Annotated in this window: 18 protein-coding genes; 5 read left to right on the forward strand and 13 right to left on the reverse strand. The window is 54.9% G+C overall.

The window, feature by feature from the left end:
• Positions 1-11: 11 nt before the first annotated feature.
• The gene (locus HGO37_RS05480; protein ID WP_250982495.1) at positions 12-482 is read right to left on the reverse strand and encodes an NUDIX hydrolase; all 471 of its coding nucleotides are present in this window, start codon (positions 480-482) and stop codon (positions 12-14) included.
• 214 nt (positions 483-696) lie between these two features.
• Between HGO37_RS05480 and HGO37_RS05485 the strand changes: the two genes are divergently transcribed.
• Entirely contained in the window at positions 697-1608 is a 912-nt protein-coding gene (locus HGO37_RS05485; protein WP_250982496.1) for an NAD(P)/FAD-dependent oxidoreductase, read from the forward strand.
• A gap of 19 nt (positions 1609-1627) precedes the next feature.
• Here the strand turns inward: HGO37_RS05485 and HGO37_RS05490 are convergent, their stop codons facing one another.
• Positions 1628-2359, reverse strand: coding sequence for a class I SAM-dependent methyltransferase (locus tag HGO37_RS05490; RefSeq protein WP_250982497.1), 732 nt, complete (start codon positions 2357-2359; stop codon positions 1628-1630).
• Positions 2360-2557: 198 nt separating this feature from the next.
• Between HGO37_RS05490 and HGO37_RS05495 the strand changes: the two genes are divergently transcribed.
• On the forward strand, positions 2558-3250 hold the full coding sequence (locus tag HGO37_RS05495) for an alpha/beta fold hydrolase (protein WP_250982498.1): 693 nt from the start codon (positions 2558-2560) through the stop codon (positions 3248-3250).
• A gap of 41 nt (positions 3251-3291) precedes the next feature.
• Here HGO37_RS05495 and HGO37_RS05500 read toward each other — a convergent pair whose 3' ends face one another.
• Positions 3292-6003: an autotransporter family protein gene (locus HGO37_RS05500; protein WP_250982499.1), complete on the reverse strand. Its 2712-nt coding sequence runs from the start codon at positions 6001-6003 to the stop codon at positions 3292-3294.
• Positions 6004-6320: 317 nt separating this feature from the next.
• Between HGO37_RS05500 and aspT the strand changes: the two genes are divergently transcribed.
• Both aspT and HGO37_RS05510 read left to right on the forward strand, forming a co-directional pair.
• Positions 6321-8006 carry an aspartate-alanine antiporter gene (gene aspT / locus HGO37_RS05505; RefSeq protein WP_250982500.1) on the forward strand — a complete coding sequence of 562 codons (1686 nt, stop codon included), beginning with the start codon at positions 6321-6323 and terminating at the stop codon, positions 8004-8006.
• A 17-nt stretch (positions 8007-8023) separates the two neighbouring features.
• Positions 8024-9619 carry a bifunctional aspartate transaminase/aspartate 4-decarboxylase gene (locus HGO37_RS05510; RefSeq protein ID WP_250982501.1) on the forward strand — a complete coding sequence of 532 codons (1596 nt, stop codon included), beginning with the start codon at positions 8024-8026 and terminating at the stop codon, positions 9617-9619.
• Between the two features lie 125 nt (positions 9620-9744).
• Here HGO37_RS05510 and HGO37_RS05515 read toward each other — a convergent pair whose 3' ends face one another.
• A complete protein-coding gene (locus HGO37_RS05515; RefSeq protein WP_250982502.1) occupies positions 9745-10881 on the reverse strand; it encodes a GGDEF domain-containing protein in 1137 nt (378 codons plus the stop codon).
• Between the two features lie 309 nt (positions 10882-11190).
• On the reverse strand, positions 11191-12351 hold the full coding sequence (locus tag HGO37_RS05520; RefSeq protein ID WP_250982503.1) for a M20 aminoacylase family protein: 1161 nt from the start codon (positions 12349-12351) through the stop codon (positions 11191-11193).
• 261 nt (positions 12352-12612) lie between these two features.
• On the opposite strand from HGO37_RS05520, the gene HGO37_RS05525 reads away from it, so the two are divergent.
• Positions 12613-13464 (forward strand): GNAT family N-acetyltransferase, encoded by an 852-nt coding sequence (locus HGO37_RS05525; protein WP_250982504.1) that lies wholly within the window; start codon positions 12613-12615, stop codon positions 13462-13464.
• On the opposite strand, the gene HGO37_RS05530 is transcribed toward HGO37_RS05525, so the two are convergent.
• The 8 genes from HGO37_RS05530 to HGO37_RS05565 form a co-directional block, all read right to left on the reverse strand.
• A complete protein-coding gene (locus tag HGO37_RS05530; RefSeq protein WP_250982505.1) occupies positions 13445-14191 on the reverse strand; it encodes an SDR family oxidoreductase in 747 nt (248 codons plus the stop codon). The two genes, HGO37_RS05525 and HGO37_RS05530, sit on opposite strands and share 20 nt — an antisense overlap.
• Before the next feature lie 55 nt (positions 14192-14246).
• Positions 14247-14681, reverse strand: a complete 435-nt coding sequence (locus HGO37_RS05535; protein WP_250982506.1) for a MarR family winged helix-turn-helix transcriptional regulator — start codon at positions 14679-14681, stop codon at positions 14247-14249.
• 82 nt (positions 14682-14763) lie between these two features.
• Positions 14764-15663: a carbon-nitrogen hydrolase family protein gene (locus tag HGO37_RS05540; RefSeq protein WP_250982507.1), complete on the reverse strand. Its 900-nt coding sequence runs from the start codon at positions 15661-15663 to the stop codon at positions 14764-14766.
• Positions 15653-18901 (reverse strand): RNA-directed DNA polymerase, encoded by a 3249-nt coding sequence (locus HGO37_RS05545; protein ID WP_250982508.1) that lies wholly within the window; start codon positions 18899-18901, stop codon positions 15653-15655. The genes HGO37_RS05540 and HGO37_RS05545 overlap by 11 nt, the downstream gene beginning before the upstream one ends.
• Positions 18888-19925: a toprim domain-containing protein gene (locus HGO37_RS05550; RefSeq protein WP_250982509.1), complete on the reverse strand. Its 1038-nt coding sequence runs from the start codon at positions 19923-19925 to the stop codon at positions 18888-18890. The genes HGO37_RS05545 and HGO37_RS05550 overlap by 14 nt, the downstream gene beginning before the upstream one ends.
• Before the next feature lie 263 nt (positions 19926-20188).
• Entirely contained in the window at positions 20189-20395 is a 207-nt protein-coding gene (locus HGO37_RS05555; protein WP_250982510.1) for a DUF4287 domain-containing protein, read from the reverse strand.
• A 110-nt stretch (positions 20396-20505) separates the two neighbouring features.
• Positions 20506-21054, reverse strand: a complete 549-nt coding sequence (locus HGO37_RS05560) for an NUDIX domain-containing protein (protein ID WP_352230549.1) — start codon at positions 21052-21054, stop codon at positions 20506-20508.
• Positions 21055-21092: 38 nt separating this feature from the next.
• Positions 21093-21659 carry an ankyrin repeat domain-containing protein gene (locus HGO37_RS05565; protein ID WP_250982511.1) on the reverse strand — a complete coding sequence of 189 codons (567 nt, stop codon included), beginning with the start codon at positions 21657-21659 and terminating at the stop codon, positions 21093-21095.
• Between the last annotated feature and the right edge of the window lie 58 nt (positions 21660-21717).

Below are 21717 nucleotides of genomic sequence, written 5' to 3' on the forward strand. Positions count from 1 at the left end.
TGTCACAGCACTCAATGCGACATTTCAAACAGCAAAAGGTGATTGACGGGCTGGCGCTGCACAAATTCGGCTTCGACATGGCGCAACACGTGGCGCTGGCCGGCAAAGGGCACCATATCGACGGCTCTTGAAAACGAGGTCCAGCAGAACTCGCTGTGTTCTTCGTTCAGCACGACTTCAGCCTCTGCATCCACGTATCCAACAAACACCGGTGCCAACGTGATGGCGTCGCGGTCCGCCTCATAAAACTGTTCGCAGATATCGGCGGAATAAAGCCGTGTGCAGGAAAGCCCGGTTTCTTCCTTCACCTCGCGCAGTGCCGTTTGCCAGGCCTTTTCACCGTCTTCGATGCCACCGGCAATCTGGCACCACTCCCCAACCAGGGTGTGGTTACGGCGCAGCAGCAGCACTTGTGTTTCCGCGCCGACTTCACGCAACACGACAACGGCCACGCCAAAACTGCGGATGGGTATTTCTGCCATGATTACATCGCTCCCGGTTCGCGTGCCTCAAGTCTATTTGCACAATCCCGTAGATATTAGGAAGCCGATAAATACAGCCCTAACGGGAATTTCAAACACCGCCTGCTGCACGGGCAACATCCCATCATCAATTCGTCACATCAAATGTATCATGACTATTGACTTCACAATATCACGATACTTATGTTGCGACGAAAGATTGATGAGGTATTCCATGACTGACACAATGTACGACGTTATCATCATTGGCGGCAGCTATGCCGGCCTTTCCGCCGCCATTCAGTTGGGCCGCGCGCGGCGCAAGGTGCTGATTATTGATGAAGGCCTCCGGCGCAACCGGTTTGCCGCCCACTCGCATGGTTTCATCACGCAGGATGGCGTCGACCCGGCAGTGATTGCCGCCAAAGCACGCGAGCAGGTTTTGAACTACCCGACAATCACCTCGCTTTCTGGCCGCGCCGACAGCGCGCAAAAATTGGCGGCAAGCAGCATGGATGCGGGTTTTGAAGTGTTCGCCAAGGGTGCACGCCACCTGTCTCGTCGCCTGTTGCTGGCAACCGGCGTGAAGGATTTGCTGCCAGCCATAGAGGGTCTTGCTGAGCGCTGGGGCAAAGCGGTGTTTCATTGCCCCTATTGCCACGGTTATGAGCTGAACCAGGGGCCGATTGGCGTCATTGCCGGGTCCGAACTGTCCATGCACCACGCGCTGATGTTGCCGGATTGGGGGCCAACAACGCTGCTGTTGAACGATGCCTTTACCCCGGATGCCGAACAGCTGGCGGCGCTGACAGCACGCGGTACAACGCTGGAACGCTGCCCGATTTCCGCCATTACCGGCCATGCCGACATAAACCTGGCCGATGGCCGGGCGCTTTCCTTCGCTGGCCTGTTTGCCATGGCGCCGTTTGAGCTGGCGAGCCCCATTGCCCATGATCTGGGGCTTGAGATGGAGCAAGGGCCACTGGGCGCGACCATCAAGACCGACGCAATGAAGGAAACCTCCCTGCCCGGCGTGTTTGCCTGCGGTGATGCCGCACGGCCAATAGCCTCCGTGGCGCTGGCGGTGGGTGATGGCAATCTGGCGGGTGCCGGCGTGCATCGCTCACTGATGTTTGGCACGGTTTGAGTGCCGCACCGCCACCAGTTCAGGCGCGGTGCGCTGATACCAGCAGCATCATTGGTCGTTCCAGCTCTTCTGCAAGGGCTGGAACCTCCGCGATCTGTTCTGCTGTCGGGTAAAATTCCTTGATCTCACGGATGGTGAACCCTGAGGTGATCAAGCTATTGAGTGTCGTGGCGATGGTGCGGTGATATTTGACCACCCCCTTGGCGAACCAGTCCGTGCGGCGCTCTCCCTCCACGGAATAACCATTGACCGGCCAGGTTTTGCGGCCGTCCTCATCTTCAATCCAGTGCGGGTGGGCCGCCGCCATAAAGATGGGATGTTCTATCGTGAACACGAAGTTGCCACCAGGTTTGAGGGCCGTATGAACCATGCGGACAAGACGGGCAAAATCCCTGACGTAATGAAAGGCCAGTGCGCTATAGGCAAGATCGAACTGCGACTGCGGCAATTCCAGCGTTTCAAGGTCGGTTATGTCGTAGGTGATTGCGCTGGCGGACGTGTCCCGTCTGGCGCGGTTGATCATGTTTTCCGAGAGATCAAGCCCCAGAACGCTGGCCGCACCCTGCCCGGCCATCCAGCGGGATGCCCAGCCAAAACCGCAGCCGAGATCCACCACATGTTTGCCAGCAAGGGGCGGCAGCATGGCACGAATGGCCGGCCATTCGGGCGCGCCATCCAGCCCATGCACTTGACGCGGAAGCTGGCTGTAACCGGCAAAAAAGGCCGGATTGTCATAAATATTCTGCGCCATGCGAAACCTCATCATGTGTATGTATGCCACTTACCACTAGTCACGTGTGGAGTGGCGGTGTTTGCTGAATTTCGAAGCGCTCAAGGATAGTCATATCGATGACAATCGCAATGTTTGCGCCAATTACGGGGCATCAGTAGCCAACTCATCTGCGTTGCGCTAACTCAGGAGCAACCACGCAATGACGATGGACAAGATATGTCGATGCTTCTGATACCCGGTTTCATGCTGGATGCCGACCTGTGGCGCGATGTGACGCCGGGTCTCGGTGAATTCGGGCCATTTGTGCATGCCGATCTATTTGAGGACGGTGCGATCAAGGATATGGCCAGCCGCGTGTTGGCGCAGGCGCCGGAGACATTCATCCTCGTCGGGTTTTCGATGGGCGGTTATGTGGCGCGCGAAATTGTGCGCCAGGCACCTGAGCGGGTTAAAGCACTGGTGCTGATTGCCACGTCTGCGCGTGGTGACACGGAGGTGCAGCGCCAGCGGAAGGAAGCTGTGGCAAACAAGCCGGACAGTGTTTCCTTCAAGGGCCTGAGCACGGCGGCCGTTGCGTCTTCACTGCACCCAGACAATGCCGGACGGCAGGACCTGATTGCCCGCATTCAGGCCATGGGCCAGCGGCTGGGCAGCGATGTGTTTCGCCGGCAATCGCTGCTGGAGCGGGTGGATGAGAGCCATTTGCTGGCCGATATCAGCTGCCCCTGTCTGATTCTAGCAGGTGAACAGGACAAGCTGCGCAGCCGCACGGAAGCGGAAGAACTGCATGAGGGCATCAGCGGCTCCAGCCTTCAGGTAATAGAAAAGACCGGCCACATGATACCGCTGGAAGCGCCGGACGAACTTGTAACGGTGATGCGGCAATGGCTTGATGGCCTTGAAGCGTAAAGACAGCGCAAGGCAATTGCGCTGCCCTAAATCTTGTCGCCCTAGAATCTCGCGGTAAACCCAAGCGTGCCGCTGAGGCTGGTATTGCCGGAGAGATCGGCAAGACTTGCGTTGATGCCCGCCTGCCCGTGAACGGCATATTTTTCATTGTCCCAGGCATAGGTGCCGCCAAGGCCAAGGCCGCCCCACAGCCGTTCCTGCGAATTGCGGAACGCCACACCGGCCACGTCTGTTCTGGCGTCGGGCGACAGGTCATAATAGAGATTGGCAATGCCATAGACCTGCAGGCGGTTGCGGGTGCCGGCCTCACCCGTCCAGCTGTTTTCATAATCCGATGACAGGCCAAGGCGCAGCTTCAGATCATTGTCCCTGCCCAGAGACACCTTTGCGCCAAAGGCATCGGTAAAGTCACGGTAGCTCAGGCCGGAAAAGCTGAGCTGGGCCTGCGGGGTCAGGCTCCAGCCGGGGCTGATGGCAATCTGCTGGCCTGCCTCAACGCCCAGCGCGTAGCCGAAACCATTATTGCCTGAGGCAAGCCGGGTGGCTGCGGTGGTGGAGTTGAGGTCACTGTCAAACCAGGTGAGGTTGACCTGACCATCGACGTAAAAACCGCCATTGCCGTACCAGGTCAGCGTGCTGCCAAGGCCGTAGCCACTGCTGCTGATGGCGCCGTTGCCATAGGGCGACGTGATGTCACCATCAATGGTGCCGTAACGCAGGGACAAGCCGCCAACCAGATTGCCGCCGCTTGAGGACATGAGTTCCATGTCGGTACCGGCCTGCAATTGCCAGGTATCAACCGTATAATCCGTTGATGTGGTGGAGAAATGCGGTGACAGGCGGTCATGCTGGCCGACAATGCGGCCCCAGATGCCATAATCACCACCATCAGAACCTTGTCCGGCATTTGTATCGCTGCTGCCCCAGACGCGGCTGCCCACACGCTGTTGCAGCGTATCCAGCGTATTGAACCGTTGCAGCACCGATGAATAGGCTTCGTAAACCGGTGCACCAGCCTGATAAAGCGGCGTGCCTGACGACAACAGGGCAGAGCGCAGATACCAATCACCATCTGCCGGGGTGCTGACACCACCCTGATACAGCCGGTAAGCATAAGCGCCTGCGACCACGGCCTGATCGCCCTCAAACACATAACTGCCAAGCAGTGAGAAGGCACCGGCGGAAACGCCACCGACATCGATGATCTTGATGCCTTCCACCGTCTGGTCGCCGGTGCCACCAAAATTGATGACCCGCACATTAGTGGTGCCAGACGTGTTGCCGGTGATAATCAACTGGTCGGTGGAAGACGTATCGTCGCCCAGCACGGTTTCAATTTCCAGCGTGCCGCCACTGCCGATATAGTCCCCCGCAACCGTGAGGGTGCCAATGGAGTTGCCCGGCGCAATGGTGCCGCCGGCAAAGTTGGTGGTGGTGCCCACCTGCCCTATGCCCTGTAAACGCCCGCCGCGAACTTCCATGCTGCCGCCCAGCGTGTTGTTGACCGACAATATGCCGGCGTAAACGCCTGATGTTCCAAGCAAGGCTGAATTGTTGGCGGTGAGAATTGTCTGGCCGGAGCCGACCTGCCGCACGCCGCCGGAGCCGGTTATGGTGCCGCCGAACGTCACCACGTCAGAACGGTCAAAGGCCAGAATTCCATCATTGGCGACATTGCCCACGATGCTGCCGGTGGTGCCACCATTGCCCAGTTTCAAGGTGCCACCGGTAATGGTGGTGTTGCCGCTATAGGTGTTTTCGCCTGTCAGTGTCAGGGTGCCTGCACCCTGTTTGGTCAACGCGCCAGCGCCGGTCAATTCCGGTTCAACGCCGATGTTAAAACCGTTGGTGTCGAAGAAACCTCCGTCAGCGCCAAGCAAGACCTGCCTGTTGGAAAAGTTGACGAAGAAATTGGCGATGTTGGCATTGGCGCGCAGGATGCCGCCATTGAGTGTCACGTCAGCGGTGCCTACCCCGCCCCGCACAAAGCGGGTTTCCAACACGCCGCGCGCGCCAGCCGTGCCGTTTACATTGAGGGTGCCGACCGCATCTGTCGCGGAAATGCCGAGCCAGACGCCCGTTTGAGCGTAAACCTCAGCGCCATCTTCAATGGTGATCTCACCGGTGCCAAAATTTCCCAGATTGAGGTTGTAGTCAGTCATACGCCAGCTGGAACCCGCCCCCGTGACCACGACACTACCGATACCGGATGCTGCCGCACCGACATACCCTTGCGTGCTGGACACGGTTGCACCATTCTCAATGCGCAATGTGCCATTGGCAAAATTTCCCACGGTCAGCTGGTCGGAACTGGTCCAGCTGGCGGTGGGGCCGGAGATAACAGCGCCACCCGCAACAGACTCTCCGACAATGGCAAGGCCGCTGGACACCTGACCACCGTCTTCAATCGTCAGGCTGCCGTCATTCAGGGTGATGCGGCCGTTACTGTCCAGCACCCCGGCGCCCGTGACCGTTAATGTCGCTCCCGCTTCCACGGTGACATTATTGGCGAGCGCAGCACCAGACAGGCTGACATTGCCCACAGGCAGATACACATCCGTTGATGTGTCAGGCACAGAACCTAAATCCCAATTGCCGGCATCGAACCAGTCATTATTGCCAGCACCGCCATTCCAATAGACATCCTGCGCAGAGACCGGACTGGCCGCGAAGGCCAGAACGAGCGGCGCGGTGGACAAAAACAGACGGTGACAGGACGGTCGAAGAGTGCGGAAGGCGTGGCGCTTTTGCATGGTGACCCAGGGGGCACGAGGGAAATGACGTTTATCAAACAATGAAGAAACATGCTTAACACTCCCCTAATATTCGCGCCAAAGCAGTAAAATAGTGAAGGACACGCAACCGGGATCAAGCGCATTCAAGTTTGAACCGGCGGCGGCATGTCGCTGATCTCCTGATGTCATTCCACCGTCTTGAAAGGTGATTACAGCAACCTTGTCGGGAAATTTTTAAGTTCCGCACCTAGACAAAACTGAAATTGTTTGCCTAGCTATGACCTGATTGCGCTTGTCGCGCATTACTCCACCTCATGCCACAAGAAGGAAAGCACATGTCCTTCATCGCAGATATATTCCGCCATTCTCCTGAAATTGCCTTGTTCCTGTCTCTCGCCCTTGGATATTGGGTGGGGAAATTCCAGTTTGGAAAATTCCAGCTTGGTGGTGTTGCTGGCTCTTTGCTGGCCGCCGTGCTGATCAGCCAATTTGGCGTGCAGATAGACAATGGCATCAAGGCCGTGCTGTTTGCGCTGTTCATTTACGCGGTTGGTTTTGAAAGCGGCCCGCAGTTCTTTCGTTCGCTTGGGCGACACTCCATCCGTGAAATCATCATGGCGGCCGTGCTGGCAATCAGCGGTCTGGTGACCGTGGTGGTGCTGGCAAAAGTCATGGGGCTGGACAAGGGTTTGGCGGCCGGCATTGCGGCGGGTGGGCTTACCCAATCTGCCGTCATTGGCACGGCTGGTTCGGCTATTGAAAAACTGGGACTGGCGGCAGATGAGGCGCAGCGCCTGCAAGCCAATGTCGCCATTGGTTACGCGGTGACCTATATTTTCGGCTCGTTCGGCGCGATCATCGTCTGCGTCAACTTTCTGCCCTGGTTCATGAAACGCGGCATTCGCGACGATGCCGTGAAAGCCGAAGCGGAAATGCTGCGGGGTGCGCGGGTCTACGGCGTTGGCGAAGCGCCTGCCCTGCCCGACCTTGTTGGCCGCGTGTACCAGATAGAGGCGGCTGCAGGCAAAACGGTGACTGAAGCGGAAGCACTTGGCCCCGGCGGTACCGTGACCATCGAGCGCATAAAACGCGACGGCAAGATCATTGGCATTGATGCCGCAACCACACTTCAATCTGGCGATCTGGCGCTGATTGTTGGGCGGCGCAATGGCGTTGTTGGCCTTGAAGACCGGCTGGGCAGCGAGGTTGCCAGCGGCGAAGGCATGGAACTGGTGGTGACCACCCGCGACATCGTTGTGCAGGGCAAGGAATTTGCCGACCACACCGTGGCACAGATATTGAGCGCCAGCGGCGATTTGCGCCATGGCATTTACGTGCTGGCCGTGACACGTGGCGGCAGCAAACAGCAACTTGCCAATGACACGCTGATAAAGGCCGGTGACATTGTGACCGTGCACGGTGTGCAGGAAGATCTGCAACGGCTGGCCACACGGGTTGGCCCGGAAATCATACCCAGCGACAAGACCGACTTTGTGTTTCATGGGCTTGGTGTGGCGCTTGGCCTGCTGATTGGCCTTGCCGTGGTGCGCATCGGCTCCATTCCGCTGACACTTGGCTCCGGCGGTGGCGCGCTGCTTTCCGGCCTGGTGTTTGGCTGGTACCGAAGCCGGCACATGACGCTTGGCAACCTGCCGACCTCGGCCTCCACGCTGCTGCGTGACCTTGGCCTTGCCGGTTTCGTGGCGGTGGTTGGCCTGCAATCCGGCCAGCAGGCCGTCAGCACAATCCTGCAAAGCGGTCTGTCGATTTTTGTGGCAGGGGTTATTGTGACCATACTGCCACTGATCATTACCATGCTGGTTGGCCGATATGTGCTGCGCTATGACAATGTTGCCGTGTTTGCCGGTGCGCTGTCCGGCTCGCGCAGTGCAAACCCCGCCTTTGGTGAAATTCTCGACAAGGCCGGAAACTCTGTTCCCACCACGCCCTTCGCCATTACCTATGCCCTGGCCAATGTTTTCCTGACATTGCTGGGGCCGCTGATCGTCGCGTTCGTATAATTCCTCGGAGAGACGTCATGACCGATTACAAGCAGTTTACCAAACTCAGCCCGTTTGAACTGAAAGACGAGCTTATCAAGCTGGCATCCGGCAAGGCCGGCATGGTTATGCTGAATGCCGGACGGGGCAACCCGAACTTTCTTGCCACGCTGCCGCGCCGCGCGTTTTTCCGGTTGGGACTGTTTGCGGCAACCGAATCCGAGCTGTCATTCTCCTACATGCAGCAGGGTGTGGGCGGCCTGCCGCGCATTGAGGGCATTGAGGCGCGGTTTGAACGTTACATTGCCGACAACCGCGACCAGGAAGGCGTGGATTTTCTGCGCCGCGCCATCAGCTATGTGCGCGACCAGCTAGGGCTTTCAGCCTCTGATTTTCTGCATGAAATGGTCGAGGGCATTCTGGGCTGCAATTACCCGGTGCCACCGCGCATGTTGCGCATCAGCGAGACGATCGTCTGCCAATATCTGATGAAAGAAATGGCGGCAGGCCTCATCTCGGCCAAGGATGTGGACGTGTTTGCCACCGAGGGCGGCACGGCGGCCATGACCTATGTGTTTGACACGCTGAAGAAAAACCACCTTTTGACGAAGGGCGACAAGGTGGCCATCGGCATGCCTGTATTCACGCCCTATATCGAAATTCCCGAACTGGAGACCTACGGGCTTGAGGAAGTGGCGATCAATGCCGACCCGGATGCGGGCTGGCAGTATTCCAATGCTGAGCTGGACAAGCTGAAAGACCCTGATATCAAGATTTTCTTCTGCTCCAACCCCAGCAACCCGCCATCGGTAAAGCTGGATGCGCGCAGCCTGCAACGGATTGCGGACATTGTCAAAAATGACCGGCCTGACCTGATGATCCTGACCGATGATGTTTACGGCACCTTTGCCGACAACTTCCAATCGCTGTTTGCGCTGTGCCCCAACAACACCGTGCTGGTCTATTCCTACTCCAAATATTTTGGTGCCACCGGCTGGAGACTTGGCACCATTGCCATGCACCATGACAATGTGCTGGACGATGCAATTGCCGCCCTGCCCGACGGTGTGAAATCCGCGCTCGACAAACGCTACTCATCCATCATTACCGATGTCTCGGCGCTGAAATTCATCGATCGTCTGGTGGCAGACAGCCGCACCGTGGCACTGAACCATACCGCCGGGCTTTCCACACCGCAGCAGGTGCAGATGGTGCTGTTTTCGCTGTTTGCGCTTATGGATGAACATGAAAGTTACAAGGCGACGCTGAAACGTGTGATACGCCGCCGGCAGGCCGCACTTTATGCGGAGCTGGGCATTGAGATGCCAAATGATGAAAACGCGGTTGATTATTACACGCTGCTCGACCTGGAAAAGGTTGCGCTCAAACTTTACGGCAAGGAGTTTGCCGCCTGGGTAAAGAAGGAGTTTTCCGCCAACGAACTGCTGTTCCGCATTGCCGATGAAACCGGCATCGTTCTTCTGCCCGGCCGGGGTTTTGGCACCCAACACCCATCCGGCCGCGCCTCGCTGGCCAACCTCAACGAGTTTGAATATGCGGCAATTGGCCGGTCATTGCGCAAGATGGCCGATGAATATCACGACGCATATGTGAAAAAACATGGGAAGGCGTAAGGCCATGATCTGACCGGACAGGCTGGTCTGCTCGGCCTGCCCTGCACGCTTCTGGAGCATTGGCATGACACCAGCGGCAGTCCGCGCGAACTCCTGCGAGGTATCGAAGAGGTTTAGGAACCGCTTTAGCCCACTTGCCGGATACAATCGCGCCCTTCGTTTTTTGCCAGGTAAAGCGCGCGATCTGCACGATCCATTAACGCCGGCAGATTGTCCCCTTTGTTTGCAACCGCGATGCCAAAGCTCGCCGTTGGGCTCAATTCGTTAGAAAGGATACTGGGCGCCAATTCCTTGAAAGCGAGCCGGGCGGCCTCAGCAAAAATAGGCGCAGCGGCGGTCTGCCCCGGCGCAAGCATTATAGCAAATTCTTCTCCGCCCAAGCGGGCGATGATCGCATCACGAGGAGCCTTATCCTTGAGAACGTCGGAGAACGCTCGAATGACCCTGTCACCGCTGCTATGTCCGAAGCGGTCATTGATTGATTTGAAGTGATCGAGGTCGCTCATGATCATCGTGACGCGAGCATCAGTGGTCTGCCGCCCCAACGCCTTGATGGCTCGCTCTTCAAATCCGCGACGATTCAATAATGCCGACAAGGCATCGATCTGTGCATCGGATTTGATCCTTTCCATCACGTCACTCGCGATCACCGCGAAAATCCCTACCGCTGTCATCGCGGAGATTAGAGCATCCGAGATCGAGACAACCAGCCAATACGCTCCTTCGAATCCGCCCTCCGCGCTCGCTGAAGCGAGCAAAAACAATGGACGAAGAAGGAAGCCGACACACGAAATGCTTATCAAGCCAATCAGCACGTGCTCGACCGGCGTGCGATCTGGAATTTTCGCAAGATCAAGCAGCATCACAAGACCGACCGCAGCGAGACCGCTATTTAGGTAAATAACCCGTAATAGCAGGCTTTGCTCTACAAACTGGTGGTAATAGAGCGCGCCCAACGCAATTGCGGCGATACACAACAGGATGAGATAGTGAGGGCGTTGCCCGCTCCGGTTGGACAGTCCAATAGACAACAATATCATTGATAACATCAAAAACACGTTGGCCATCAGCCTCAGCACCGGATCCTCCAGCGCAAAAGCAAAATAAAATATACCGAAACAGAGAGCTCTTATCCCGTATGAAAGAACGAAGATCCGAATATAGGTAAGGTGTCGGTGTTGGCGCCACAGCACGAGCATAGATGCGCAAAATAGTGCAGACATGCTCGTATTCAGCAGGCCTATGACGTCTTGATAGCTCATACTGACCGCCCCTGGTGCCCAATGGTCTGCACGGGTATCCACTCGTGAAAGTTGTGATAACACGGTTCCTGTAAATATCAAGTAAACTCGTGCGAACGGGAAGAATGCTGGCAATTCGGTGGTCGGTGCCTTAGCGGCCTGCCGCCATGCCGCACCATCAGCTTACCGGCGTCATCCACATGAGCGCGGCGAGCGCCGGCGCGATCCGTGAGGTCGTCTCGCAGCTCAGCGACCTGCCATCTGTGTGGTGGGTCGGTCCGGACAGGCGGAGCCGCTCGGCCTGTTCAGTACGCTTCTGGAGCATTGGGATCACACCAGCGGCAGTCCGCTCTCCACCAGCGCCTTGAAATATGCGATGCCAAAGGGAATGGCAGCGTCGTTGAAATCATAGCCTGCTTCATGGACCGACGGTCCGTTGCCATTGCCAATCAGCATGATGTTGCCAGGGCGTGCCTCCAGCATGAAGGCGAAATCTTCCGAACCCATCAGGGGCTCCATGGCGCCATTGACCTTGTCATCACCGACCAGTGACCTGGCGACATCAACCGCAAAAGCCGTTTGTTTGCCATGGTTTACCACCGGCGGAAACATGTGTTTGTAGGTCACGGTTGCCGTTGCGCCATAGGCCGTTGCCACATGGGTGGCGATGTCGGTTATGCGCTTTTCCATAAGGTCGCGGGTGGCGGGGTCAAAGGTTCTTGTCGTGCCGCCCATTTCGGCCGATTGCGGAATGACATTGCCCGCCTTGCCGCCGGCCATCCAGCCGACTGTAACCACCGCGCACTGGCGCGGATGCACATTGCGCGACACGATAGTTTGCAGCGCCAGCAGAATGTTTGCGCCAACCACCAGCGGATCCACACTGACATGCGGTGATGCGCCATGTGCGCCCTTGCCATCGATGCGGATGCGAAAACCATCGGCAGAGGCGGCCAATGGCCCGGTGGCCGTACTGAACTGGCCGACGGCCAAGCCGGGTTCAGTGTGCATGGCATAGACTTCATCAATAGCGAAACGGTCCATCAGGCCATCCTCCACCATGGCCTTGCCGCCACCGCCGCCCTCTTCCGCTGGCTGGAAAATGACCACGGCCGTGCCATCAAAAGCGCGGCTGCGTGCCAGTTCACGCGCCGCACCCAGCAACATGGCGGTGTGGCCATCATGCCCGCAGGCATGCATGACACCTTTGGTTTTGGAGGCCCACGGTGCGCCGGTCTCTTCTTCTATCGGCAGGGCATCCATATCGGCCCGCAGGCCAATGACCCGGCCACTGACCTGTTTTTGCCCCTTGATGACGCCGGCCACGCCGGTTCTGCCAATGCCCGTGACGACCTCATCACAGCCGAATTCGGTGAGCTTTTGCGCCACAAAAGCTGCCGTGCGGTGAACCTCAAACTGCAATTCCGGATGGGCGTGAAGGTCTCGTCGCCACTGCACGACATCGGCGTAGTCAGCATCTGTTGCCTGCATCGGATACCCCCGGCGTGGTCACAACATGGACGTCTGGCCATGAGGATAAGAATTTTGACCGAGGACACAACCTGTCTTGGCGGGGTTTTGCATTAACGGTGGCGTCTCGGCGGTTTCGCATCATCCCGCGCGAGCAACGCTTCGCCGACAGATGCGGGCAAGTGCTGCAAGGTTGCATTTGAAACCCGACGACGGCGTTTTGATACCGCCCCGCAACGGCGATGGTGCCAAATGCCTCATCACGCAGCGATGGGCTTTAAGATGACACATGCTTTAAAAACACATCAAAACCAATATGACGTGGCAGCGATGCTGGCCAACTGTCGGCAGTACTGGCTGAATTATTCGCAGGCTCCACACTCTGATGGACCTATTGCCGTTTACCGCACCGGTGTGCCGCACCATCAGCTTAACGGCGTCATTCACATGAGCGCGGCGAGCGCTGGCGAAATCCGTGAGGTTGTCTCGCAACTCAGCGACCTGCCATCTGTGTGGTGGATCGGTCCGGACAGCTACCCAACCGCCGCTGAGGACGTAATCAGTGCCGGTGCAAAACTAACCGCAACATTGCCAGTGATGGCAATTCAGCTACATAAACTCGCCCAAAGGCCGACACTCTCATCCCACTGGACGATCGTGCGGTTGCAGGAAGGTGCTGCTCTTGTCCCCTGGGTTCAAAGCTACAGCGAGTCCGTGGGTGCTCGAAAAGAAGATATCGCCACCATGCTGCGGGTGGAGCAAAACCGCTCTGACGCGCCGGGCCAATTGACGCGCTTTGCCGCATTCTCTGACGGAGAAATCGTAGGAACATCAGAGCTTTTTGTGCATGAAGGGGTTGCCGGCATCTATCTCGTCACGACGCAAGAAAGCCATCGTTGCCGTGGCATGGGCACGGCATTGACCCATGCGGCCTGCATGGCAGGACGTGAACTTGGCCTTGATGTGGCAACACTGCAGGCCAGCAGCAGCGGATACCCGATCTACAAAAAACTGGGCTTCGAGGATGTAGCGTCTTACGACCTGCTGACGTTTGACCCAGCTAAAGTTTTAGAGGAAGGCGGCAGTGTCGACGCCTCCCCTTGTCCCGAGCCGACTACCAGCTTTTTTGGATGAGCTCACCTGATGGCCCGCAGGCAAAAAAGCCGCCGGTTGGGCCATAGGCATGGGTTGTGGCCAGCGCGACAGCGGGGCGTGCGCCGACATCAACCGGGTGGCCGGGGCCGTTTCCGGTCATGTCTGTCGAGGTCAGGCCGGGGTCAACCGCATTGACCTTGATGCCATCACGATCCAGCTCTTTCGCCAGTTTGACGGTCAGCATGTTGAGCGCGGTTTTGGAACTGCAATAACCGCCAAAACCGACTGTCCAGGTTTCGCTGCGCATGTCCATCGCGTCATTGATGGAGGCCAAACCACTGCTCATCATTACCACACGCGCTGCGCTGGATTTGCGCAACAGAGGCAAAAACGCCTGCGTGACCCGCAGCACACCAAACACGTTGGTGTCGAACATCTGCGTGACCTCATCGAGACTTTCTTCGGCCAAGGATGGCGGCGGGGCAAACATCACACCGGCATTGTTGACCAGCACATCCAGCCGGTCCGTGTGGTGGGACAGCGTGGCGACGGCACTGGCGACGCTCGCATCATCTGTCACATCCAGCTGCACGGCCTGGGCCTTGATGCCTTCAGCACGCAGCTGATCGGCGGCCGCTTCTCCACGCGCAAGATCGCGGCAACCCAGCCAGACGGAATGCCCCTGCGCGCCCAGCTGGCGGGCAATGGCAAGGCCAATGCCCTTGTTGGCACCGGTTACCAGCGCGATGCGGTTTAAATCGCTCATCGTAAAATCCCTGATCGTTTCATCGATCAGACAAATACTACGAATTTCGTATTATTCAATATTCGGATTTTGATATTTTTTGCGTCAGCCGGACAAATTCGTCCCGTTCGGTGGGGTCCAGTGCCTCCAGCATGGCGCGGCAGGTGGCGCCGTAACCGGCGATATAACCGGCAACTGCGCCCTCGCCCTGCTCGGTCAGCGACAATGCGACGGCGCGGCGGTTTTCCTCCGGTCGCTGGCGCAACACCATGTCCTTGCGCACCAGCCGGTCAACGGCCGATGACATGGTGGTCAGCGGCACCTGCAGGTAACGGGCAACATCGCCCAGGCCGCAGCCCTTGTGATCCGACACGAACAGCAGGGTCTGCACATCTAGCGCGCTTAACGCATTGTCCATGGCGGCCGTTGCCTCGGCCACCTTGAAACGACGCGTAAACCGCTCAAGAGCGTGGGTGAGTTGTTCTGTCTGTTCAGGCGTGGGTTTGGTCATGGGTGCTTTAAAGCATTTTCAGGGGATGGAGGTAAGGTGGTGGCAGGTTTTCAGCCGCCATCCGCTAGAAAAACACTCAAGCTCATATAGCTTGAGTTCTTTCGTTCAAATGTTCGAGAGCGTCGAAACCGGGAGGCAGACTTTTGAACAACCCATCGGGTCCTTGGTTGTTGTGGTGGTCGGCGAGATCCTTAAGAGGCAGCTCTACTACTTGTACATTTGCCAACTTGTTTCCGGAGTGACGATATACAGTCCTTCTAAATGGCTCTCTGAATGGCGCAACCGCCATCGAGCCACCGAAGTGCCCACAGTTGCATACGACGACATTGCAAAATACCGTTCTAGCGATTGACTCAGCTACATGATCGAATGTGTTAATGTCTTGATTATACGCAAGTATAAAAAGTGTTTGGATTTTTTTTCTGTATAAAACGGTTCTGTCGAGATCAAGGAAATCGTAGCAAACTGCTACTCCAAAATTACCAAGGGTAGCGCTCTCGAACAACCAAACAGTTGGTAGAGGTTGGAACTCAACTGGCTGTGCAATTTTGTTGAGTTTACTTCTCTCCCCAGGAGCCGCGTACGTTTTACCCACACGGCGTTTCGCAGTTTGGGCAGCAATTTTTGTGCCTCTCAATATACGAGGAACAATGACGATCGCTTCATTGGACACTGTAGGCGGTGTTGTTGTGGTTATATTGTAATCAAGGCCTGCGATAACGATACACTGCAAATCCTCGGCGATCTTCTCCAGCTTAGATTCATACCCTGCTGGAACTGCCAATTCCGGCAGAAGAACTACGTCAGGTTTTTTATCCAATCCCCGCAATGCCGAGAAATAGTGACGTATCTCTTTCTTTGCCCTTGCTTCCTCGTTCTTCGAAATTTTTACGGCATTTTTCCAGGATTCATTTTTATCCCAAGCAACGTCTGCATCGAGAGATGTCTGAATTACACCAACAATGAGATTGTCATTCAGCATCGCCGTCTCCTTGATGAGTACTAAATTCTCCAACAGCAAAATCTTCGATTCTAAACGGTATAAGCTGTCGTGGCTGATTTCCAGAAACTGCAATTTGATTAAGTACAAGTGCAGTTTGTGCCCTGATAATGCTTTCAACAACGGCATCGGGGCCGTCCAGTTGTGGTGCATCAAAATCAATATCGAACAATTTAAGCGGATGATCCGTACCGAACAGTCCAGGTTGCGCAGTTAATTGAAAATTTTCTTTGCTACGCGCTGACAAACACCCCTCCAGTATGAGCAATGTCTGAGAAGATATCGAAAGCCTCTCATATGCAGAACGCCTTGCTAACGGATAAGCGTGTTCATTGCCGCGTATGTTCCAAATCCGAGGCCCGTTGAAGTCGAGTTGTAGGAGGCCTAATAAAATTCGCCCTAAACCAACACGCTGCCCCAACCAACTATCGGTTTTAGTATCTGCAGTCGATGGCGCGAACCTATAGTCGGCAACACTTGATTCTTGATCACGAATTTTCGCTTTCTGCGCACGAGCAACCTCCCGCCAGCTTTCCCAACTCGGTGTAACAGGAAAATTTTCAAACCAACTTTTGGGTATCAATACATTTGCTGGATGAAGACGGTCGAGATAATCTGAACTAGCGAACAGGTCTCCGTTACTTGTCTCCAAAACACCTTTCAGGATTTGAAGTGCGGTCCACTCGCTTCTTCTTGGATCAAACTTTGAGAGTCCGCTAACATGTTGCAACCAATCCAGCAAAGTGGACGAATTCACCTGCCTCGAAGGGTCTTCATCGACTGCGATACTCAAAGAGTTTGCGGCTGACCTGATAGCTTCATGATGCGAAGTTTTCGCATCCTCGCGCCAATTGCTTCTTCCTGAAAGGACATCGCGCCACCAGCCAGCGTCATCAAATGGGATAGAGCCGCTAGGCATCGACAGATATCCCTGCCACCAGTCATGCGGCAACAATTCTGGATAACGCCTCATGGCCAGCACGTCGTAAGGTTCATGAGCAACCAGATGTGATACAAACATCTCGCTTCTTGCAGCAGATGGTTTTCCATCAACACTTAGTTGTTTTTCTGCCCATTCGGCCCAAACGCCAGCGGACCATTCCGTCCTATCTCGCCAAGACGCTGTGGAGATTTCCCAATTAGATCGGCTATTCAATCGCGTAGCAGTGTCGTTAAGCTTTTTTACAAGGGTACTTTCATCCGATTTGGCGTATTGAGCCGCAACTGAGATCAGTGACACATAGAGCTCACGTTCTCCTACTTTATGAAACCAAGCAGCTCGCTCGCCAGGAACAACGAACGCCTTCTCGTCTAATCTGGTGATATCTTCTATGTGCGCTCTGGCTGCGTCTTGATCAGAGCGAAGTGCATTGGGATTTTCGAGTATCGATGAAGCCCGGAACAAATTTGTCGCCAAAATTTGCAAGCCAAGTCCCGCGTAGTAATCTGCCCACACGACATGCTCTCGGCGCTGTTCGACAATCCAACTAGCTATGTCGTTTAAACCTGGATGCCCCGTCAACAAGCAGTAATGACACAGCCTGTAAAACAGCCGTGGCTTGCCGGGGAATTCCTTAAAGGCGCGCATCAGGAGATCAAAGCAATGGCTGTATTGTGCCTTTTCATGCTTCTCTTGGTCGGTTTCTTTTTTCTTGAGCTCTTTTTGCGCAGCCTTCATTTTAGCAGTCGTCATCTTGAGCTTATTGTCAGGGACCCCCAACTTGCGCAGCGAACGTAACTCTCGTTCAAGCTCCGCTATTTCTCGAGCCTTATCAACAATACCATCACCGCTTTGCGCAATTAACGGAACAAGCGTTGCAATCTGCCCAGCGGCAAATGCGGCTCGCGTATCCGGTCGGATCTCTCTGTCCGGAATGTCCGCGAGCAGCAACCATTCCAGAAGCTTCAATCTGTCTTTGAGATCATCGTCATCCATAATGTGGACGTTGCCGGCAGCAACGGCAGAAACCTGACCAAGAGTTTTCGTTAACAACTTCGTAGGATTGGTGCCGTCTATACGAGTATCGTTGAGCGCTTCTGTACGCAGATCTTGCATTTCACGTTGCTGCTCGGGTGTGTTGTTTTCCAAAAAACTGAGATACGCCCCAAGAGATTTTGGATCGAACTTTTCTTTGTTTACGTCAACACCAATCCCTGACGTACGTATCAGATCACAATATTCGCGGATCCAGTCACACAAGTCATCGAAGTCATACGCAATTATCGTGTGGTCATCGACGTAACGGAAATGTGCAATCCGCCGTTTTTTACCGAGGCGTTTTTCAACCTCCTGATCGATTGGCAAAAACACTGCGTTTGCTAAAAAGCCAGCGGCGAACAAACCTGTTGGGATACCGTTGTCGCCACAAAAATCAGAAAACAGCGGCTCAACGCGAGCAATGATATCGGGTGGAATATCTTCAATGCTAACAGTGAAATCCAACATTTTCGACAGAAGTATATGGAAATTATGTCTGTCAGTTTCTGGTAAAATCGAGGTCAACGCTGCAACGATTGCAGTTCGGCTAATACTGGGAAAAAACTTCTCCAGATCTATTGAGGCGTGATGTAATTCTTGCCTGCGGGGACTTTTCGGTTTTCGCCAAAAATTAGGTTTAAAATATGCAAGGTTATCAGCTTGGCCAACAAAGAAGGCTTTCTCTTCAGCCTGATCTTCCTCCGTTATCGTCGGCCCTTCAGAGCGAATACCAGCCATGAGACGCGCAGTCCTAACTATATGGCGACGGAACAACGGCCAACTGTGCTGGAACCTGCGGTAAAGATGGCCGCTCGCATGGCGATAAGGACCAATTTCCAATTTCTTCGACTGGCGACCTTCTACGGTCCCAAACCAAGCTGTACGATAAATGCGATTGCCATAACTCCAGGCAGGCATCAAAGGATCAAGCCGGGGGCCGAGGATATTTGTCATCGCAATCCAAGCGACCTGATCTCGTACAGGAACATGAAAATATTGGCGATCTAGAGCTTTTCCATTTTCCAGCTTTTTGGGCCTAGGAAGAGGACGCAACGGACTCAGAGCATACGATAGGGCGCGAAATCCATGTTGGATGTTCAAAAGTTCATTGGCAAGGTTGAGCTCAAAAGCTGTTATCTCGCCATTATCGACATACCCATCTGCCCGATTGAAGAGTACCTTTGCTTTGCGCCATGCGTAGTTTAAGTTATCCAGAGAGCATAAATCATCAAGAAGCGTCATTGCTGCTCCGTAGCATCAAGAATTCATTTAAATCTTTTACTTGCGGATGAGGCCTTGATTTCCGCTCACAAACTATTCCGTGCGATGCTAATTCAGAACGTAGACTCCGTGCTTTAGACTCGCCTTTCTCATCCCAGTCCAACAGAAGCTTAACGCGTCGCCCTTTTAATTTGGCGATTTCGTTCGAGCTCAAATTGTTGGATATCCCAAGCAAACCAATCGCCTTAAAGCCAAGTTGGTGGGCAGACATTGTGTCGGGAATTCCTTCGCATATACAAATGTCGCGGGCATCAGTTTCAAGAACATCTAGATTGTACGTTTTTGGCTTTCTGCCCGTCAGGTAGATGTACTTAGAAGTCCCGTCAGATGGGCCGACTTGTCTTCCCTGTACAGAAACCACATCCTCGCCCTTGATTATCGGAAACATCAAATAACCTGGACGAATGGTTAGCCGGCTGTTTAGTTGAGTAGATTTTTTGGTGAGAAGGCCAGCAGCTTCTAGTCGCTCAAAACCAAACTCTTCAAGCAAATTCGAGAGAAGATTATCATCTGGTATTTGGCCTACTCGAAAATGAGAAATTGTCTCATTGGTAAATCCCCGAGACTCGAGATAACTGCGCCCCGAATTCCTCAAAGGGCATTTTTCAAGTAACGCATTATAAAGTTCGAGGTCGTCCAAAGTGTTCGTCGCAGGGCTTTTTGCAACAACCTGCTGAACAATCCTATTAGATGGAGCAGCTACGCGAGGATTCCCCACTCGATCATCAAGCCACTTTCGAGCCTGTTTAAAATCAGTGTTTAGATATGTAGCGACAAAATCTATTGTTCCGCCATGGCGATTACAAGCGTAACACTTCCATCGCAAACCGCCTCGTTGGATTGCAAAGGAAGGTTTTTTATCAGGATGGTCCGGGAACGGACACCGAGCAGATCCGAATTCAGGAAGGTTCGAGATTCCAAGCCATTGCGCTACCACTTGCACACGAATCTCATTTAGACGTGCTGTTGCTTCTTTAACGTGCATGATTCTCTGAGCTTATATTTCCCTATCGACACCTAACGGCATTCCACTGGCACGGATTAGACATATCGAATCAACCATAAGTGTTAAATGTAGCTTTATGACACGCTCTGCAACAGCGGAATCAAGTCGCGTACGGGCTCACTAACCAAGCTATTGCGCTATGGCAGCCAATCCGACTTAAAGCTTCCAAAAATGCGCACTTTGCAATGTTCCCGCGAACAAACAAAACAGGGGACGTGAGGCCGATCTTGAGCGGCCGGCAATCACGGTTCGCGCAGCGTGTCTGCCACCAGCGCATTGGCGTGGCCGTGGCCCATGCCATGTTCCTGTTTCAGCCAGTTGACCAGTTCCATATGTTTCTCGGCCCCCTGGCTGCGGATCAGTTCTTTCCACTCGGCAATCGGACGGCCGTATTTGGCCTCGATGGATGGAAAGTAGGATGCGGGACCTTTTACAGGACTGGTTGCCATGGATGCCTCCCAAGCGCCAAGCGGTTGTTATGACACATTGATAGCATGAAAGGCGGTATTGTCACCGCCCGTAGACGCCAGGCAGCAGCGCAAATCAGCGCGTGGTGTATTCAAGGAGCGAAAGACAACAGGCCCTTCATCTGCAACAGGCCGAAGGCGGCAAGTGTTGCATTATCCTTGATTTTGCCAGCCTCAATCATCTGGCGGACCTCAGCCAATGGAAAAGCCTTGCAGACCAGCCCCTGTTCTTCCGGGTCGAGATCTTGTTTGCCTTGGGTAAGACCGGTCGCAAGGAAGATGTTGAAACCCTGACTGGAATAACCATAGGCCTGAAACAGATGGCCGACATGCTGCAGGCTCTGTGCCGTCAGGCCGGTTTCTTCCGCCAGTTCCGCCTTTGCCAGCTCTTCCGGGTCCTTGTCCGGTTCCGCCTCGCTGCTGCCCTGTGGCAGCTCCCAATAACGGCCCGACACCGGATAACGATATTGTTCAACCAGATAGATATGATCATTGTCCAGCGGCACAATCAGTGCGTAATCCGGCTTGCTGACCACGCCGTAAAGGCCCGGTGATCCGTCCTCACGGGTGAACTCATCCTCACGGACCTCCATCCAGCGGTTCTTGTAGGTGATGCGTGACGACCTGATATTCCAAACCACTGTAAATGCCCCTCTCCCTTGGCTGAAAATCCGCGAGGCTATTTGGTCGCGCCGCCAGCCTTCAACACCTTTATGAAATCCTCATCCCCGGTTTCAAGCGCAAAGGACAGCGCGGTTTCGCCGCCATTACCTTGCGCATTGGGGTTTGCGCCGTTTTCCAGCAGGGCTGCAACCACATCCGGCCCGTTTTGTTGATTGTTGGCCTGCATGATCAGCGGTGTCCAGCCATTGGCATCGCGTGCATCAACATCTGCGCCCTTTTGTACCAGCAGGCTGACGGCATCAGGATCGGTGATGATATGCAAAATGGTGACGCCCTCATCATTTCTTGCGTTTATATCGGCACCGGCCGTTAGCAGCAGATCGAGAATGTCCGGCTCGAAATACATGTCCATCAGGTGGATGGGCTGAAACTTGTATTCGTCCTCAGAGGTGGCCAATGCCGGATTGGTTTTCAGCATGGCGCGCACCTCGGCAACATTGCCTTCGTGAACCGCATCGTGGAAAGCCCGGACCGTGTCCACTTGGGGTGTCGCGGGACTGGCGGTGGCGACACCGAAGGGAATGCTTGCCATGGCCAGCAGGCTGATGAGTAAACGTTTCATATCTGCTCCATGCGGCAGGCATTGCGCCCGGGTTTATCACCGAGCTTCAATTACCTGC

Source organism: Rhizobium sp. CG4 (genome assembly GCF_023701965.1).
Taxonomy (GTDB): Bacteria; Pseudomonadota; Alphaproteobacteria; order Rhizobiales; family Rhizobiaceae; genus Agrobacterium.